Below are 16981 nucleotides of genomic sequence, written 5' to 3'. Positions count from 1 at the left end.
GCGTCGGCCGTTGTGTGTTCTCAGGTCAAAAGATCGCCGGATCTTGACCCCGGCACTTAAAAAGTCGAGGCAATAAGGCGTATAACCTTTGAAGTGAATTCTGAACTGCAAGCCGCCACCGCATGGCTTACATCACATGGAGTAGCGACATGACCACAGCACACATCCTCGGCAACCTGTTTCCCGACGCCAGCGACATCCCGGAAAAGTACCGTCTCGACGGCCAGACCGAGCAACGTGAATACCTGGTCGATGGCGAACTGAAAACCTGGGCTGGCCCCCTCGCCCAAGTCCGCAGCCCGGTGTACCTGACCGGCGAAAATGGCGACGAACAAGTGATCCTCGGCAGCACGCCGCTGCTCGATGCCGACACCGCGCTGACCGCGCTCGACGCCGCCGTCCGCGCCTATGACCGGGGCCAGGGTTTGTGGCCGACCATGCGCGTGGCCGAACGCATCCAGCACGTCGAAGCGTTTCTCGGGCGTATGCGCGAACAGCGCGAAGCCGTGGTCAAGTTGCTGATGTGGGAGATCGGCAAAAACCTCAAGGACTCGGAAAAAGAGTTCGACCGCACCTGCGACTACATCGTCGACACCATCAACGCCCTCAAGGAACTCGATCGCCGCTCCAGTCGTTTCGAGCTGGAACAGGACACGCTCGGGCAGATCCGCCGCGTGCCGCTGGGCGTGGCGCTGTGCATGGGACCTTACAACTACCCGCTGAACGAAACCTTCACCACGCTGATTCCGGCGCTGATCATGGGCAACACCGTGGTGTTCAAACCAGCCAAGCTCGGCGTGCTGCTGATTCGTCCGCTGCTGGAAGCGTTCCGCGACAGCTTCCCGACCGGTGTGATCAACGTCATTTACGGCAGCGGCCGCGAGACGGTCAGCGCACTGATGGCCAGCGGCAAGATCGATATCTTCGCGTTCATCGGCACCAACAAGGCCGCCAGCGACCTGAAAAAACTCCACCCGAAACCGCACCGTTTGCGCGCAGCGCTGGGTCTGGATGCGAAAAACCCTGGCATCGTTTTGCCTGAGGTGGACCTGGACAACGCCGTGAACGAAGCGGTCACCGGTTCACTGTCGTTCAATGGCCAGCGCTGCACCGCGCTGAAAATCCTCTTCGTCCACGAAGACGTGGTCGAGGCGTTCATCGACAAATTCAACGCCAAACTCGCCAGCCTAAAACCCGGCATGCCGTGGGAAAGCGGCGTAGCCCTGACACCGCTGCCGGAGTCGGGCAAGGTCGATTATCTGCACGGGCTGGTTGCGGATGCCGTGAGCAAGGGTGCCCGTGTGGTCAACCCGAATGGCGGTGAAACCCGCGCGTCCTTCTTCTATCCGGCGGTGTTGTTCCCGGTGACGCCGCAGATGCGCGTCTATCAGGAAGAACAGTTCGGCCCGGTGGTGCCAATCGTGCCTTACCGGCATCTGGACACAGTGATCGATTACGTCCTGGAGTCGGACTTCGGCCAGCAACTGAGTGTATTCGGCACCAACCCGGTGGCGGTTGGCCGTCTGGTCGACACCTTCGCCAACCAGGTCGGACGGATCAACCTCAACGCCCAGTGCCAGCGCGGCCCGGACACCTATCCGTTCAATGGTCGCAAGAACTCGGCCGAAGGCACTTTGTCGGTGCATGATGCGCTGCGGGTGTTCTCTATTCGCACGCTGGTCGCGACCAAGTTCCAGGAGACCAACAAGGACCTCATCAGCGAGATCATCAGCGGCCGCAGTTCGAGTTTCCTGACCACCGACTACATCTTCTGAGGACCACGAGCCTGAGCACCTTCAGAGCCCAAAGATTGCCACCACTGTTGCGTCGGGCACTGCGTCCGTTACTGGACCCGTACCGGCGCTATCGCCACGCCAGATTGATTCACGCCGTGCGTGTATCGCTGGGGTTGCTGGCGACGATCCTGCTGACCACCGGCATCCACCTGCCCCACGGTGAGTGGGCGTCGGTGACGATGCTGGTGGTGATCGGCGGTTTGCAGCACCACGGCAACATCGGCAAAAAAGCCGCCGAGCGCGCCATCGGCACCTTGATCGGCGCTGGTGTCGGCCTGTTATTGGTGGCGCAACAAGCCTGGCTCGGGATGCCGTGGCTGACCTATTTTGCGATGTCGGTGGTCTGCGGATTTTTCTCATACCATGCCATCGGCAAAGGCGGTTACACGGCGCTGCTGTCAGCGATCACCGTGTTTATCGTCGCCGGGCATGGCGATAATCCGGTGACCGACGGCCTATGGCGCGGGGTGGATATCCTGATCGGCATTGCCCTGGCCCTGGCGTTTTCCTTTGCGCTGCCGCTGTACGCGGTTTACTCCTGGCGCTACAACCTGGCCGATGCGCTGCGCGATTGCGCGACGATTTACGGGCGCATCATCAATGGCCAACCCGTCACTGATGACGAGCACGTGAAGTTGATGAATCGCCTGAACACGGTGATGGTGCAACAGCGCTCGCTGATGCCGTCGGTGTCCAAGGAAGTGAAGATTTCAATGACCGAACTTGATGCCATCCAGCGCCATTTGCGCATGTGCGTCAGCACTCTGGAAATCCTCGGCAACACCCGACCCGATGCCAATGACCCCGACGCCATGGCGAATCTGCAATCGGCGTTGAAAGCGGAGCATCGGCTGATTCGCGTACAACTGGTGGGGATGGCGCGGGCGCTGAAATCCGGCGCGTCCCAGCGGCTGAATCGCCCCGTCGAACTGCCGGCGGATTCGAGCCTGGACGCACCGGTCTACAACCCGCTGGACGGCTACCGGCTATTGATCCGGCAGCTGGCCAGCAACATTGGCGAAATGCGCCAGCGCCTGGCCAAGACCGCGCCGTGTTGGAACATCTGATTATTGTGTAACGGTCCGCCGAAACTTTAGGCTCCAGCCTTGTTGCATGCCGGCGGCGGCCAGCAGAATTGCAGCGACACCGATCCATTGCAGCATTTCCAGACGATGACCAAAGGCAAACCAGTCGACGAAAATCGCCGCAATCGGGTAAATAAACGACAACGCACCGGTCAGTGCCGTCGGCAATTTCTGGATCGCGCCGTACAGCAACACGTACATCACGCCGGTGTGAACAATGCCAAGGGTCACCAGGCTGGCCCAGGCGCTCGGTGCTTGCGGCAACGCCGAGAAGTGCGCGAATGGCGCGAGCAACAACACGCCGGTGCTGACTTGAATCAGCGCAATCAGGTGCGGTGGCGTGCCGGTCAGGCGTTTGATGATCAATGCCGCAATCGCATAAAGGAAAGCGGCCCCAAGCGCCAGCGCGATGCCCATCAGGTAATCGTTGCCGCCCTCGCCCTGTTGCCCATGTGCGCTGACAATCGCCAGCATCCCCAGAAACGAAACGCCCAGCCAGAACAGTTTCTGCAGGGTGATTTTTTCGTTGAGGAACAGCGCGGCCAAGCCGACCAGCATGAACGGTTGAACGTTATACACCGCGGTGCCGATGGCAATCGAAGCGCGGGAGTAAGAGGCAAACAACAGCACCCAGTTGCCGACAATCGCCACGCCGCTGAGCACCGCCAGCAGGAACGTGGTGCGGGTCAGAATGCCGGGGCGCAGGAAGCCGAAAGCCGCGCAAATCAGCAACAAGGTGCCGGCGCCGAACACGCAACGCCAGAACACCACGTCCAGCACCGGTTGCCCGGACACCAGCACGAACCAGCCGATGGTCCCGGAAATCAGCATGGCGGCAGTCATCTCGAATGACCCGCGACGAAGTGTTTTGTCCATCATCAGACTCCTGTGATTGAGCCCAAAGTATGCCCATCCAACCGGGGGCTTCTCCAGCGCAAAAAGCAGGCTAAACTCGACATCTGCCTTTTTTATCAAGGCGGTTTCGATTAATTACCTTACAGGGGTAGCGCCATGACTGACGATATCGACCAAGTGCTGATTACGGCGTTGATGGAAGACTCACGGCGTTCGCTCAAGGCGCTGGCAAACCTCAGCGGCCTGTCCTCACCGAGCGTCGCCGAGCGTTTGCGCCGCCTCGAAGAACGCGGCGTGCTCAAGGGCTACACCGTCGAGATTGATCCCAAGTGTTTCGGCTATCAACTCCAGGCCATCGTGCGAATCCGCCCGTTGCCGGGCCAGTTGCAAGAGGTGGAGCGGCAAATCCAGGCGATTCCCGAATTCACCGAGTGCGACAAGGTCACCGGCGACGACTGCTTCATCGCCCGCCTGCACGTGCGCTCGATGGAACAACTGGACACCCTCCTCGACCGCCTGAACACCCACGCCGAAACCAACACCGCCATCGTCAAGAAAACCCCGGTCAAACGCCGATTGCCGCCCATGGCGTGAGCCTTCAGCCAAATCGCAGGCAAGAAAAAACCCGCCGAAGCGGGTTTTTTACTCATGGACGACGATTAATCATCGCGGCTCATGATGCCGAAGATCTGCAACAAGCTGATGAACAGGTTGTAGATCGACACATACAGGCTGATGGTCGCCATGATGTAGTTGCGCTCACCGCCGTGAATGATGGCGCTGGTCTGGAACAGAATGCAGACCGAGGAGAACAGCACAAAACCTGCGCTGATCGCCAGTTGCAGACCGCTGACCTGGAAGAAGAAGCTCGCCAGCGTCGCACCCAGCAGCACGAAGAAACCTGCGGTGATGAAGCCACCGAGGAAACTCATGTCCTTACGGGTGATCAGCACGTAAGCCGACAGACCGCCAAACACCAGCGCCGTCATCGCGAAGGCCGAGCTCACTACTTCCGCGCCGCCCTGCATGCCCAGGTAACGGTTGAGGATCGGGCCGAGCAGGAAACCCATGAAACCGGTCAAGGCAAACGCCGACACCAGGCCCCACGCGGAATCACGGAGTTTGTTGGTTAGGAAGAAAAGGCCGTAGAAACCGATCAGCACCACGAAGATATTCGGGTAGCCGACGCGCATCTGCTGGGCGACGAACGCCATCACGCCGCTGAATGCGAGGGTGAGAGCGAGCAAGCCGTATGTATTGCGCAGGACGCGGCTAACCTCTAGCTGCTCAGCCTGCACGCTGTTATTAACTGCGTAATCCTGTTCGCGCATGGCGACACTCCTGTTGGTTTGAAACGTTCAGTCGCAAAGATCATAACAGACGCTCTGTAACAAGCCATGCACAGAGTTTGACAGTGTGTTTCATTCAGGTATTATGGCGCCCGCAACGCAAACGGAGGTGTGGCCGAGTGGTTTAAGGCAACGGTCTTGAAAACCGTCGACTGTAACAGGTCCATGAGTTCGAATCCCATCGCCTCCGCCATCTTTATACGACAAAGCCCTGATTATTCAGGGCTTTGTCGTTTCTGGGGTTTGAGAATCGGCGGCGATTTTTCGAGGCGTTAGAAAACTGTTTGGTAGCCGTTTCAAACTTTCCCGCTTTGACCCTCCTCCGTCCTGTCAACTGCTTCATGTCCCTATGTGGCACACAGCTTTCGAGCAGCGCCGGGCAGCCGAGGTCGCCGATAGAGGGCGCGGCGCCTTGATCGCAATCGACCGCAATGAGGAATTCATCAAGATGACACTGGCCGTAATGATGGCGCCGGAGTGAAGACTATCGACAGCTTTTGACTCAAGGTGAGGTAAGCCTATGGGCGCTGTTAGGTTTACTCACCCGGCCCGTGTCTTGAATTACTGGCCAGATCTTTCCACGCGGTTACGCCCTTTCTTTTTGGCTGAGTTTTCCGCCTCGTTGGCTTTCTTCCGAACTTCGTCAACAGACAGGTTGCCTGGGTGAGAGCTGCAGGTTCCCGTGGAGAGCGTAATACTTACCTCACTGCCATCGACATCAAATCGGCAGGCCGCAGCTTCATCAAGCAACCTGTTAGCGAAGGCTTCGGTCTCCAATGCACTAGTATTGCCAAGCAGTACTATGAACTCGTCCCCGCCCACACTGTAGGAATACCCTCGCGCCTGGACCAAATCCTTTACGAATCTCATAAAAGGTTTGAGCACTTGGAGGTCCACGGTCGTTTCTGTGTACTTGGTATTCAGGTCCTTGAAATGATCAATGTCAAAGAACACAAGCCCTACCGGCTTGCCAGAGTTGGCCAATGCCTGGAAGTCCTGCGCAAGCTGCGATTCGGCCCTGAGGATTTCGAATTTCCCATACCGCACCAACCCTTGTTGCGCAAGAAATTTTGTGGCATCCAGCAAATGGCTGATGGATCTCGCCAAAATTTTGTGCTCACTGTATTCCCACACTTCAGGCAAAGCGTTGAGATCTATGCGCTCGGGGAAATTCAGCTTTGCTGCACTCAGTAGATGATTGAACTGCGCTACGAGGGCTTTTTCGGCTAGGTAGCTGTCATGCCCTTTTGCTCGCTCGGCAAGGCTTTCTATACTCTCTCTAAGGTCGAAATTGCTCACATACCCCCCTGAATACCCGCCAATGGCGCGGCCAAATCAGCGACGCTACTATTTTGCCAGCAATCTGTCCAACGTAAGCGCGTACGTGAGTGTCTTATCAACGGAACAAAATCAATTGCGTTCGTGCAAGCAGGATTTTCAGTTCCTTGTTGATACTTCCCGCGCATAAGCTTGGCCTGCCCTCAGCGCGATCAGTCCTTGGTCTGTCCAACAAAGGTGTCGGGAAAGGCCGAAAAACTCCTGAGACAGAGCTCGACATGAACGCCCAGATCGCTGGAATGCTTGAAGGCCGAAATGTTGACTTGCACGCCGGTATTGCTCGAGCCTGCGACGATCTGCTCGCACTTTCCGCCATCGCCTGACCGCCCAGCACCCACACTCCACCGCCCGGGCATGACCCGGCGAAGGACGCCCATGCCCACGGAGCGGCGGACCGATGTAAAAAGTCAATCTATTCCGAAGCGATCGAAGTCCTAGAACGACTCGCCGAGCTGCCAGATCGCTCTTTAGTGACGCGGTGCAATAAGGAAACGTTGTAATCGTAGGTCGATATCAACGGCACTGGCCCCTCGTTCCGAGCCATCCCGAGCCATTGCCTTGTTCGTTCAACGTCAAAGAGTTCGTTCTTGAACTTCATCTTCGCAACAAGGTTTGCTGAGACCCTGAAGTGTCCACATCCGGCCGAGCATTTGACCTCGGACCAGCATCCTGTCGTGTGAACAATTTTAGAAACAGCTTGGCAAATTAAGCATTGCATGTCCGATCTCCATTTCGATGACCAACTCACTGTAGCCGAACACCGGCCAAGGCTCCTCCATGCCCACAGAAAACAAACCGGCTTAGCCGCTGGAGGTGGAGCGCCGAATCCCGCTTCGCACTCAAGAGCGTAAATTATTCAAACCCAGTCACCCAGCCGTGAATTACTCTATAGATCGATTCAGTTGACAGGTGCTGAAATGCTCACGCTCCCCAAACCCCAGGTTTGTGATCGCGTTTACGACGTAGTGAAACGTTCTGGAATTGACGTGCAACCATGGCATGTCAAAGAAGGAGGCGTTCCCGTCAAAAGACCGGCCGCGAACCCAAACTATTGCTACCGATGGGCCTTCGTCCAAGAGGCACAAGTCGCCGTTCTATGTATGTGGTGGGAACGGATGAAAGCTGACCATATAGGCGTTTTCTATGAGGGTAACTCTCGGTTAGAAGCGCAGGAATTAGCACGCGCAGTTGAGGACTGGAGGCATACCCCGAAACAGCGTCAGCAGGCTAAGCGCTGGGCAGGGAGTGCACTACAATTTGAGGGCATTGTGCAGAAGGCGTTAAAAGAAAAGCTTTTGATCCGAGGCGTAATCGTCGCCCGGCAGGATTCAAATGCGGTTCTTGGCCTTTTCGAACGGTGGGATGCACGTTACCGCGAACTTGATGCCGAGGTATGGCACATCGAGTCCTATGAACTGGAAACAGGTCACTATATTGTCCGACGGGGACCGAGACCTCAGCTTGCACCAATGGCAGTATCAACGGACCATCATCAGTCAAATGATGTTCTGATCAACCACGAAGCTTCGAAGCATCCTACTCAAGAAAAATTTCTAGTCGCGGATCAGTTCACAGGGACAGACAGACCGACCCAATACGAACGAAATGGGCTTGTTTACGAGAGACTGGCGAAAGTCCGTAATCATGTACTTCAGCGAGCTAAAGGTCGCTGCGAGCTAATATCGTGTGGTGCTGCAGGTTTTCGCAAAATTAACGATGAAATTTACCTCGAGACGCACCACGCAAGCCCGCTATGCGAAGGTGGACCAGACACGCCCGCCAACGTGATCGCCTTGTGCCCAAACCATCACCGAGAAGCTCACTACGGCGTCAACAGACAAAGGCTTTACGAAGAAGCCCTGAGAAGTATTGCTGCCGCCGAGGCCTTGACGCAGTATCCGCCCACCTAATGCTCCAAATCCGGTGTTATTGTCTGCATCCGAAAATTGGCAGTGGAAAGGGATTTAGATGAGTCAGTGCTGTGAATGCAAGGAAGACATCCACAATGGCGCAATTAGATGCCGTCATTGCTCGGCGGTACAGGGATGGCGACGCCTTTTAAGGGCTCCTTTACTTGTTTGTGGTCTTATTTTGACTGTTGTATCCATTTTTGCCGCTGATCCGGTTAAACGGCTCATGGACCCCCAAAAAGCAAGCATGCTGGCTGCCATTACAGACGGCGATTATTCCAAAATAAATATCACGCTCACAAACGCGGGAACTCGCGCAGCCACCCTTAAAAATATGAAAATAGAGGGCACGACAAAACAGGGCCAGTTAGCACTCTGGTTTCTAAACAGCAGTTTGGATGGTGCAATTCTGGAGCCAGGAAAGTCCTATGTAACCGTCGCGTCGAATGTCGATAGAATTCCCGGAATTGTTGAGCCAATGCGTAGTGTTCCGCTAAGAAAAATGTATGGATTCACGGATAACTGTCGGCTACTGATCGAGTATGTTGACGTAAATGGGCAAGGATTCATCTATCCGTATCCATTCATGTGTGATCCCATTGATTGGAATTATCGAGGAGGCCTCGATGAAAGCGTTCGGCGCAAAGGCTAACTTTTCTTAAATTCACTTCGATAGGTGATATAGAGTGCGGTAAATTTTTCCCAACTGGTCGCACCGCTAGAAACATAGAAACTCAAAGCAGAACCCTCTACGGGCTCAGGTTTTGTCAGGATTTTACCTGCAAGCTTCCAATAGCCTTTTAGCTTCTGGTCATCAGATTTTTTCGGTATAGGATACCGGCCAGCCCAAAGAATTTATGCCTCGTAGAAACGTAGCATTTTTCTCTCGTTTTCGTTCCGTTTGATGCCTATCAAATCAGCTAAATCATTGAGAAAGTGTTTCTCTGGCACGGTGCCTCCGCGACTGACAATTACAGCCTTCATGACGACTTCCAATGAGAGTCCACAAATCATGTGGTAAACAGGCTTGCAAGCTACGGACATACTGAAATCTTGACCTAAGTTCAGTTCATGAGTGATCGTTTCGTTGTTACCACTGCGCATTGCGAACCAGATTGCACCTGCTGACGCATAAAGGTCGTTTGCTCGATTAAGCCAATGGTTTTTGTGGTTACGTCCATCTACAAGCGTCGGACGGTCAAAAAGATCATAACCGTCTATGCCATTGCTTTCGGTATCCATGTCTCGTCCTATGATGAGTAAAAGATTATTACTGAATGCCTCGATTTACAGAGGGATCAGTCCGAGAGCATTTTTCGTCGAGTCTTCACATCTAAAACGCGATAATTGCCTATCCGTGCCGTTTTAACGATCGTCCAAGATCGCAGTCTTACAGCGCTCATCGTACGTGAACTTCAGGCTAGAGACGTCTCCGCTTTCAACAGCAAACGTCCCCCAATCTTCGAAAGGTGGCTGCAGCACTGCACGCAAGCATTCAATCACCTGTGCCGGGGCGCTACCCCCTTGAACAGTCTCGTTGTTGGTCGCTAGGAACTCGTGCATTTTTCCGGGGTTTTCAAGATCCAGTGGTACGTGCCAAGGAAGGCAGTTGGTCGTTCCGTCAAATAGACAAAACAGAGCTGGGACGCCTTTGAAATGTCGAAAAAACATTCCACGCAAATGCATAGTGAAAGTGTCGAGGTAGTCCATCAAATACGTACTTACCGTTGCTTCCGCGCCATAGAAAAAATCTTCCCTGCTAGCCGCAAGTGTGAAGGTGAAGAACCTGGCTTGGCCCTGCTGGCTGCCCCCCCCAACCCATGATCGCCCTCGCCTGGTTCGCCTACGTGTACTGCTACAAGGGGCCGCGGCGATGAAGGCTCGTATCGAAAAGAAGTTGAACAAACGGCTCGTTCAATTGCACCCAGCGCTGTATCGAAAGGCCTAGCGTGACGATGAGCACTCCGAACTGGCGTACGACCAGAAGTCGAACGTCAGGCATTGCCCGAGCGTGGGAGGTGGAACCGATTATTGGGGTGACAGGATGGATGCTTACACCACCTGGGCGGACTGGAAGAAGAATTGGCCTTTCCATGGTCCGTTCGAGGAATACCCGCATGGGCATGACCTTGCTCACTGCCCGAACGCGGAAGGCTTCAAGCCGACGACTCAAACCTGCTTAACCTGTCCGCCAAGTGCGAGCTGGCATCCAAAGCAACAGCCTAAGCCCTCTTCCACCTACCAGCCTGCTGCTGAACGGCGAATGTCACCGGCACCACTGCATCTCACAGGGGACTCCGTCATTGTCGCCATCCATTTTCATTCCTGGACAATTTTGCAGAAAGCTTTTGGCCTCTGCGCACGAGGTCATCTGCGAGCAGTATTTGCGCCCATCGCATTTGACTGGAACCGAAACAGGCTTCGGCGCAGTCACGACCGTAGAGATGATTTGGGGCGTCGATAGCCGAGCCTCAGCCCAGGACTGTAATTCAGGGGAAAGCTTCCAAGCCAACAGACCAACAACAAGCACAACCAAAATCAGTTTCATCTTGATCCATCCATGATGAGAGACCGTTTGCGTTCTCACGTTGCCTGCTTTCCAGCGTAACCCACAAATTTACATACAGCCTGCCGGTTAACGCCGGTCGAGGATAACTATCGCCATGAACACGGATAGGAATCAACGGCGCCTGCTGGAAAAACAGAGCGTCAAGCTGCCACCGCACCTTCAACACCAAAGGAGACATCACCGAGCGGGTTTACCGTCGCGCGCCTCCAAAATCTCCCACCGACAGCTCTACCGATCGCAATTCTCACCGTCAAAAAACAAGACCACTGGCAAACCTTCAGGGCGAAGACGCGATAACGCACCGGCCAAAGGTAGTCATCCAGGCATTCAAGCCTTGCCGATGTCATCGCCGTACGCCAACCTCGCTGCCACCACAATGGGCCGGTCGTGAAATCGGGGACCGAGCGTTTATTGGTAAGTCATTGTCATTGATATTCCTGCTTTTACTTTGCCTGTAACAAAGAGGGTGGAAGTCCTGAGATAGCGAACAACAAACTATTTACCTAGACGACCACCGGCGCTGGGGAATTTGCCAAAATTTCCTTGGTTAATAGTGCCTATTGCTGATGAATCAGGACCGAAACTTACGGACAAACAGTTTCCCAGAACTTGAATAGCAAAACTTGACGCGGAGTCCGGTACGTTCGCCAATCCTAGCGTCGATGAGGTATTTGTAGGGGATGAAATATCGCTGAGGGTATATTTCACGTTTACGTTTGATGCGCCGGCCCCGCAATCCAAATCGATAGAAAATGGGGATCCTCCAAGGAGTTCAGGGCTATTGGGGACTATGTCTGCACCCGAAGGAAGCCTGACCAAAACACTCACCGCGCAGTATGTTCGAACCGGGGATACTATTACGCCCGGCAAGGTGAATGCCGGAGTAACAATCACACTTTCCTATGAGTGAAGTTAGTAGCCGTTGAGCCGTCTCAGGTTGGTGTAAAACACAACACCGTGAGTCGAGACGGCCTATTCCATATTCAGAGCAGTATTAGGCGACCCTCGCCATGCCCCTGAACATCGTGAGCAACCGCCGTCAGGATCTAGAGCGCACTGAATTCATGACCTGCTTCGTCCAGACAACATCCGGGCAAGGGTGTTATCACCGACCCAATAGTGATGGAACAGGCCAGCGAGCGCATGCAGGCCGATCAGCCAATAGCCGCTGGTGCCAAGCCATTCGTGCCAGTACTTGAATCGCTTGGCCAGATCCGGATCCACCGACACCGGTGCCGACAGATAGACGTCGAAATACGGCAAGGGCTTACCTCCCGCAGCCAGCATCAACCAGGCCATCAGTGGCGTCACAATCATCAAGCCATACAGCGCCAGGTGCATCAGGTGTGACAGGCCGGTCTGCCAGGCCGGCGGCGTTGGCGTGATCGGCGGACGCGGCGTCAGACGCCCGAGCAGGCGAACCCAGACCAGAGCGAAAATGCTTATCCCGAACAGCCCATGCAACCCCAGGAACAGAGCTCGCGCGTTGCTGCCGCGTGGCAGCAGCCCTTTGATCTCAATGCACGCATACACGCCGACGAACAGCGCCAACATCAGCCAGTGCAGGGTGATCGACAGCTTTGCATAACGATCTGTGACTATCTCGCGGGTCATAAACACGCCTCATCAAATTTTGGGACGACTGCCGTGCGACAGCCTCTGAGCGGTTGCTTTGAACCGGCGGCACGCAGCCTGTCGGTCAAAACTTAAGACAATCTGAAGACCAGCGCTCAACGAACCTTTTTCCACCTTCAGACTTCATTAAGAAATGCCTCGGATACTCCCCTCAAACTTATAGAGGGAGGCGTTCCGCCCATGCCCGATTTCGACTGGAACATTGCATTGCCGCTGCACTTCGGCCAGGCAGAAACGCCACAGATCGTCCTGTCCCGCGCCTTGCCGGGCGATGACCAGAGGCCGGTATTCGAGAACTTTATCCAGCAACGCTTTCGCAAGGTTCACGGTGCAGACATTCGTCATTTCATGCCGCAGTTGTTCGGCATAAGCAGCACCGACGGCGAACTGTGCGCGGTCGCCGGGGTACGCCTGGGTCGTGACGAGCCGTTGTTTCTGGAGCGTTATCTGGACAAACCGATCCAGACATTGATCAGCGCCGTGGTGGAGCGCCCGGTGGACCCTGCCGGCATTGTCGAGGTCGGCAATCTGGCCGCCACCGACACCGGCAATGCGCGGATGAGCATCATTGCCATTACCTATCTGCTGGCCATGGGCGGGCTGGAATGGGTGGCCTTCACCGGCAACATGGGCCTGGTCAACAGCTTTCACCGACTGGGCCTGAAACCAGTGACCCTCTGCGCCGCCGACCCGCAGCGACTGGGCGACGATCGGCACAGTTGGGGCAGCTACTACGAAAGCAAACCCTGGGTTCACGTCGGCAACATCCGCGCCGGCTTCATTCATCTGCGCAACATCGGTCTGTTCAGCCGGCTGGGCTTGCCATCGTCCCTTGACGGAGCCTGCCATGTCGCCTGAATGCCAACGATTCGAGCAGGCCTTGCGCAGCCATGCCGAGCGCAAGAGCAACGTCATTGCCCTGTGGGGCGACACCCTGAAAATCGATTACGCCACGCTGTACGCTGAAGTGAAGTACCGCCAGCAGCGTCTGCGCGATGAACAGGCAAGCGTCATCGCCCTGTCTCTGGACAACGGCGTCGAGGCCATACTCTGGGACTTGGCCGCGCTGTTCGAAGGCCTTACTTGCGTGACCTTGCCCCCCTTCTTCAGCCCCGCACAGCGTGCCCACTGCCTGGAACAGAGCCAGGCAGAACGAGTGATTGCCGAACCGGAATTCGAAGCCGAACTGCTCGTTGCCGGCTATGAGAAAAGCGCCGAGTTCTGGCGACGCCCGTTCGCTGGCCCCAACCCGATGCACCCCGGCACGGCCAAACTGACCTTCACCTCCGGCACCACCGGGACTCCCAAAGGCGTGTGCCTGAGCGCCGACAGCTTGTTGCGGGTAGCGCGGGAACTGGATCAGGCCAGCAAACCCACTGAACCACAGCATCACCTGGCGCTGTTGCCGCTGGCGATCCTGCTGGAAAACCTGGGCTGCTACGCCGCGCTCTACGCCGGTGCCACCCTGAGCCTGCCTAGCCAGAAAACCCTGGGCATCCGGGGCGCCAGCGGCGTCGATGTACCGCGCCTGCTCGGTTGCCTGGCCAGTCGTTCGCCCGAGAGCCTGATTCTGGTGCCGCAACTGCTGCTGATGCTCGTCAGCGCAACCGAACAGAACGCGTTCAATCCGCAAACACTGCACTTTGCCGCCGTCGGTGGCGCGCGGGTCTCTAAGGACTTATTGCAACGCGCCCGGCACGTCGGCCTGCCGGTCTATGAAGGTTACGGCCTGTCCGAATGCGCTTCGGTCGTCTGCCTGAATCGCCCCGCAGCATACCGTGCAGGTAGCGTCGGCCGGCCCCTGCCCCACGTCGAAGTGAAACTGGCCGAAGACGGTGAGGTCCTGATCAAGGGCTCGCTCTTGCTCGGTTACCTGGGTGAGCCGGCCTACACCGGCGAGTGGTGGCACAGCGGCGATCTCGGGGAGTTCGACGCGCAGGGTTTCCTCTTCCTCAACGGTCGCAAAAAGCATCAGTTCATCACCAGCTACGGGCGCAACGTCAACCCGGAATGGGTCGAAGCGGAACTCACCCAACGCCGACACATCGCCCAGGCTTTTGTGTATGGCGAGGCTCTGCCGCGAAATCACGCATTGTTGTGGCCCAACCGCCCGGACTGCACGGACGAACAACTGGCTGCTGCCGTCGACGAAGCCAACGACGCGTTACCCGATTATGCCCAGGTGCATCACTGGACACGCCTGAATGAACCCTTCACTGCCGCCAATGGCCTGCTGACCGCCAATGGCCGCCCGCGCCGGGACGCCATCGTCGCGTTGTACCGCGCACAACTGACTGAATTTCCCCATTCCGAGGAGCCCGCATCATGACGTTTTTCGACACCCTGCAAGAAGCCACTCAACAAGAGCGCCACGAACTGTTCAACCTGCCGATCATCCTTGATGCGCTGCAAGGCCAGGTCAGTCTTGAAAGCTATCGGGCGTTTCTCGCTCAGGCGTACTACCACGTGCGCCATACCGTGCCGCTGATGATGGCGTGCGGCGCGCGCCTGCCCACACGCCTGGAATGGCTGCGCAAGGCGGTATGTGAATACATCGAGGATGAATACGGCCACGAACAATGGGTGCTCGACGACATAGCCGCCTGTGGCGGTGATCGCGAAGCGGTGCGTAACGGCCAGCCCTCGCTGCCGATCGAACTGATGGTCGGTTTTCTCTATGACCTGATTGCCCGGGGCAACCCGGTGGGGCTGTTCGGCATGGTCAATGTGCTGGAAGGCACCAGCATCGCCCTGGCGACTCACGCGGCGGGCAGCATCCGTCAGCACTTGGCCTTGCCGGAAAGCGCCTTCAGTTATTTGAGCTCCCACGGTTCGCTGGACATCGAGCACATGCAGACCTATCGCCGGCTCATGAATCAACTCGACGACAGCGCCGACCAGGCCGCCGTGATCCATGCCTCGAAAGTGGTGTACCGGCTTTACGCCGACATGTTCCGCGGTTTGCCGGGCCGCCTGGAAGTCCAACATGCAGCTGCATGAGGCCCGTGTGGTCCTGACCGGCGCGAGTGGCGGTATCGGCATGGAGATCGCCAGCGCACTGTGCGCCGCCGGTGCCCGGGTCCTGGCCGTGGCTCGTCACCAGGAGTCACTGCTGCCGCTGCTCGCGCGCTATCCGCAGAATCTGCACTGGGTGGCCGCCGACCTGACGTTGCCCTTTGACCGGCACAAGGTACTGGCCGCCGTTGAGGCCATCGGCGGCATCAACCTGTTGATCAATGCCGCCGGCGTCAATCATTTCGCCATGCTGGAACAGCTCGATGACAGCGACATCAACGCCATGTTGGCGGTCAACGTCAGTGCACCGATTTGCATGACCAAGCTGCTGTTGCCGCAGCTCAAGCAAGCCGACAGTGCCATGGTGGTGAATGTCGGCTCGACCTACGGTTCGATCGGCTACCCCGGTTATGCCAGTTACTGCGCCACCAAGTTCGCCCTGCGCGGTTTTTCCGAAGCCCTGCGCCGGGAACTGGCGGATACCCGGGTCAGTGTTCTGTATGTGGCACCCCGCGCCACCCGCACATCGATGAACAGCGCGGCGGCCCAAGCCCTGAACGATGCCCTCAAGGCCAATGTCGACGACCCGAAAACCGTGGCCTCGGCCGTCCTCCACGCAATCGCCGGCGACCACCGCGACCTTTACCTGGGCTGGCCGGAACGTTTTTTCGTGCGTCTCAACAGCCTGTTGCCCAACCTGGTGGATCGAGGCCTGCGCAAGCAATTGCCACTGATCCGCCGTCTGAGCCACAAACCCGAGAACGAGCAAAAACCATGAAAAAAATCTTTGCCTGCCTTTTGATAGGCGCCTTCAGCCAGATCGCCTGGGCCCTCGACAGCGCCGACCAGCAACGCCTCTCTGCCCTCCAGCAGAGTTGGGCGCACATTCAATACGAAATGCCGGAAAAACAACGCGAGCAAGCCTTCGAACAACTGGCCGCGCAAGCCTCCGCCTTCAGCCAGGAACGCCCGGCCGTGGCCGAAGCGTGGATCTGGAAAGGCATTGTCACCAGCAGCTGGGCCGGCGCCCAAGGCGGGCTCGGGGCATTGGGCAAAGCCAAAGACGCCAAGGCTGACCTGGAAAAATCCCTGACTCTGGCCCCCAAAGCCCTGCAAGGCTCGGCTTACACCAGCCTCGGCGCACTGTATGACCGCGTACCGGGCTGGCCCATCGGTTTTGGTGATTCAGACAAGGCCGAACAACTGCTCAAGCTTGCCTTGCAAATGAACCCCAATGGCATCGACAGCCTGTACTTTTGGGGCGATCACCTTTACCGTCAAAAGCGCTACTCTGAGGCCAAGGCAGCGTTGCAAAAGGCGCTGCTCGCCGCCCCTCGCCCCAACCGCGAAACGGCCGATGCCGGGCGCCGCAAAGAGATCGAGACGTTGCTGGTGGACGTAAACAGAAAACTCGACTGACAGGAGTTCG

17 protein-coding genes and 1 tRNA gene are annotated in these 16981 nt (G+C 56.7%); 12 read left to right on the top strand and 6 right to left on the bottom strand.

All coding sequences use genetic code 11. The annotated features are described in order from the left end of the window. Window positions 1-149 precede the first annotated feature (149 nt). Entirely contained in the window at window positions 150-1775 is a 1626-nt protein-coding gene (locus tag IB246_RS01175; RefSeq protein WP_008039055.1) for an NADP-dependent glyceraldehyde-3-phosphate dehydrogenase, read from the top strand. 44 nt (window positions 1776-1819) lie between these two features. Then, on the top strand, window positions 1820-2863 hold the full coding sequence (locus IB246_RS01170; protein ID WP_032832485.1) for an FUSC family protein: 1044 nt from the start codon (window positions 1820-1822) through the stop codon (window positions 2861-2863). Here the strand turns inward: IB246_RS01170 and IB246_RS01165 are convergent, their stop codons facing one another. After that, window positions 2864-3757 (bottom strand): DMT family transporter, encoded by an 894-nt coding sequence (locus IB246_RS01165; protein ID WP_008039057.1) that lies wholly within the window; start codon window positions 3755-3757, stop codon window positions 2864-2866. It lies immediately after the preceding gene. 135 nt (window positions 3758-3892) lie between these two features. Between IB246_RS01165 and IB246_RS01160 the strand changes: the two genes are divergently transcribed. Then, a complete protein-coding gene (locus IB246_RS01160) occupies window positions 3893-4330 on the top strand; it encodes an Lrp/AsnC family transcriptional regulator (RefSeq protein WP_008028095.1) in 438 nt (145 codons plus the stop codon). Between the two features lie 65 nt (window positions 4331-4395). On the opposite strand, the gene IB246_RS01155 is transcribed toward IB246_RS01160, so the two are convergent. Then, window positions 4396-5067, bottom strand: coding sequence for a Bax inhibitor-1/YccA family protein (locus tag IB246_RS01155; protein WP_007915443.1), 672 nt, complete (start codon window positions 5065-5067; stop codon window positions 4396-4398). 123 nt (window positions 5068-5190) lie between these two features. Here IB246_RS01155 and IB246_RS01150 point away from each other — a divergent pair. Then, window positions 5191-5278 (top strand) — tRNA-Ser (locus IB246_RS01150). A 368-nt stretch (window positions 5279-5646) separates the two neighbouring features. Here the strand turns inward: IB246_RS01150 and IB246_RS01145 are convergent. Continuing rightward, window positions 5647-6384: a GGDEF domain-containing protein gene (locus tag IB246_RS01145; RefSeq protein ID WP_008039058.1), complete on the bottom strand. Its 738-nt coding sequence runs from the start codon at window positions 6382-6384 to the stop codon at window positions 5647-5649. 1154 nt (window positions 6385-7538) lie between these two features. Between IB246_RS01145 and IB246_RS01140 the strand changes: the two genes are divergently transcribed. Then, complete coding sequence (locus tag IB246_RS01140) at window positions 7539-8333, top strand: HNH endonuclease signature motif containing protein (protein WP_157222771.1); 795 nt, start codon at window positions 7539-7541, stop codon at window positions 8331-8333. A gap of 226 nt (window positions 8334-8559) precedes the next feature. After that, window positions 8560-8985 carry a hypothetical protein gene (locus IB246_RS01135; protein WP_050562981.1) on the top strand — a complete coding sequence of 142 codons (426 nt, stop codon included), beginning with the start codon at window positions 8560-8562 and terminating at the stop codon, window positions 8983-8985. Window positions 8986-9188: 203 nt separating this feature from the next. On the opposite strand, the gene IB246_RS01130 is transcribed toward IB246_RS01135, so the two are convergent. Next, window positions 9189-9575 (bottom strand): hypothetical protein, encoded by a 387-nt coding sequence (locus IB246_RS01130; RefSeq protein WP_008039061.1) that lies wholly within the window; start codon window positions 9573-9575, stop codon window positions 9189-9191. Between the two features lie 1024 nt (window positions 9576-10599). Next, on the bottom strand, window positions 10600-10881 hold the full coding sequence (locus IB246_RS01125) for an excalibur calcium-binding domain-containing protein (protein ID WP_032832479.1): 282 nt from the start codon (window positions 10879-10881) through the stop codon (window positions 10600-10602). An 811-nt stretch (window positions 10882-11692) separates the two neighbouring features. Here IB246_RS01125 and IB246_RS28975 point away from each other — a divergent pair. Beyond that, the gene (locus tag IB246_RS28975) at window positions 11693-11812 is read left to right on the top strand and encodes a fimbrial protein (RefSeq protein WP_412548143.1); all 120 of its coding nucleotides are present in this window, start codon (window positions 11693-11695) and stop codon (window positions 11810-11812) included. A 152-nt stretch (window positions 11813-11964) separates the two neighbouring features. Here IB246_RS28975 and IB246_RS01120 read toward each other — a convergent pair whose 3' ends face one another. Then, on the bottom strand, window positions 11965-12516 hold the full coding sequence (locus tag IB246_RS01120; protein ID WP_008039062.1) for a cytochrome b: 552 nt from the start codon (window positions 12514-12516) through the stop codon (window positions 11965-11967). A 201-nt stretch (window positions 12517-12717) separates the two neighbouring features. Between IB246_RS01120 and IB246_RS01115 the strand changes: the two genes are divergently transcribed. Genes IB246_RS01115 through IB246_RS01095 form a run of 5 tightly spaced genes read left to right on the top strand, consistent with a single transcriptional unit; the run spans window position 12718 to window position 16971 of the window. Beyond that, window positions 12718-13395, top strand: coding sequence for a thermostable hemolysin (locus IB246_RS01115; protein ID WP_008039063.1), 678 nt, complete (start codon window positions 12718-12720; stop codon window positions 13393-13395). After that, window positions 13385-14866 carry an AMP-binding protein gene (locus tag IB246_RS01110; protein ID WP_008039064.1) on the top strand — a complete coding sequence of 494 codons (1482 nt, stop codon included), beginning with the start codon at window positions 13385-13387 and terminating at the stop codon, window positions 14864-14866. The genes IB246_RS01115 and IB246_RS01110 overlap by 11 nt, the downstream gene beginning before the upstream one ends. Next, window positions 14863-15537 (top strand): TenA family transcriptional regulator, encoded by a 675-nt coding sequence (locus tag IB246_RS01105; RefSeq protein WP_008039065.1) that lies wholly within the window; start codon window positions 14863-14865, stop codon window positions 15535-15537. Before IB246_RS01110 ends, IB246_RS01105 begins: the two co-directional genes overlap by 4 nt. Further along, window positions 15524-16330, top strand: a complete 807-nt coding sequence (locus IB246_RS01100; protein WP_008039066.1) for an SDR family oxidoreductase — start codon at window positions 15524-15526, stop codon at window positions 16328-16330. The genes IB246_RS01105 and IB246_RS01100 overlap by 14 nt, the downstream gene beginning before the upstream one ends. Continuing rightward, complete coding sequence (locus tag IB246_RS01095; protein ID WP_008039067.1) at window positions 16327-16971, top strand: tetratricopeptide repeat protein; 645 nt, start codon at window positions 16327-16329, stop codon at window positions 16969-16971. Before IB246_RS01100 ends, IB246_RS01095 begins: the two co-directional genes overlap by 4 nt. The last annotated feature ends 10 nt before the right edge of the window (window positions 16972-16981 follow it).

The sequence above is a fragment of the Pseudomonas sp. PDM01 genome (assembly GCF_014852325.1).
Taxonomy (GTDB): Bacteria; Pseudomonadota; Gammaproteobacteria; order Pseudomonadales; family Pseudomonadaceae; genus Aquipseudomonas; species Aquipseudomonas migulae.
Note: the sequence above shows the minus strand (reverse complement) of the source record. Positions and strands in the feature narration are given on the sequence as shown.

Coding starts and splice junctions, on each gene's coding strand:
- IB246_RS01135 (WP_050562981.1), top strand. CDS start 8,560: ATGGACCCCCAAAAAGCAAGCATGCTGGCTGCCATTACAGACGGCGAT.
- IB246_RS01120 (WP_008039062.1), bottom strand. CDS start 12,516: ATGACCCGCGAGATAGTCACAGATCGTTATGCAAAGCTGTCGATCACC.
- IB246_RS01110 (WP_008039064.1), top strand. CDS start 13,385: ATGTCGCCTGAATGCCAACGATTCGAGCAGGCCTTGCGCAGCCATGCC.
- IB246_RS01155 (WP_007915443.1), bottom strand. CDS start 5,067: ATGCGCGAACAGGATTACGCAGTTAATAACAGCGTGCAGGCTGAGCAG.
- IB246_RS28975 (WP_412548143.1), top strand. CDS start 11,693: ATGTCTGCACCCGAAGGAAGCCTGACCAAAACACTCACCGCGCAGTAT.
- IB246_RS01175 (WP_008039055.1), top strand. CDS start 150: ATGACCACAGCACACATCCTCGGCAACCTGTTTCCCGACGCCAGCGAC.
- IB246_RS01100 (WP_008039066.1), top strand. CDS start 15,524: ATGCAGCTGCATGAGGCCCGTGTGGTCCTGACCGGCGCGAGTGGCGGT.
- IB246_RS01095 (WP_008039067.1), top strand. CDS start 16,327: ATGAAAAAAATCTTTGCCTGCCTTTTGATAGGCGCCTTCAGCCAGATC.
- IB246_RS01115 (WP_008039063.1), top strand. CDS start 12,718: ATGCCCGATTTCGACTGGAACATTGCATTGCCGCTGCACTTCGGCCAG.
- IB246_RS01160 (WP_008028095.1), top strand. CDS start 3,893: ATGACTGACGATATCGACCAAGTGCTGATTACGGCGTTGATGGAAGAC.
- IB246_RS01140 (WP_157222771.1), top strand. CDS start 7,539: ATGAAAGCTGACCATATAGGCGTTTTCTATGAGGGTAACTCTCGGTTA.
- IB246_RS01165 (WP_008039057.1), bottom strand. CDS start 3,757: ATGGACAAAACACTTCGTCGCGGGTCATTCGAGATGACTGCCGCCATG.
- IB246_RS01105 (WP_008039065.1), top strand. CDS start 14,863: ATGACGTTTTTCGACACCCTGCAAGAAGCCACTCAACAAGAGCGCCAC.
- IB246_RS01130 (WP_008039061.1), bottom strand. CDS start 9,575: ATGGATACCGAAAGCAATGGCATAGACGGTTATGATCTTTTTGACCGT.
- IB246_RS01125 (WP_032832479.1), bottom strand. CDS start 10,881: ATGAAACTGATTTTGGTTGTGCTTGTTGTTGGTCTGTTGGCTTGGAAG.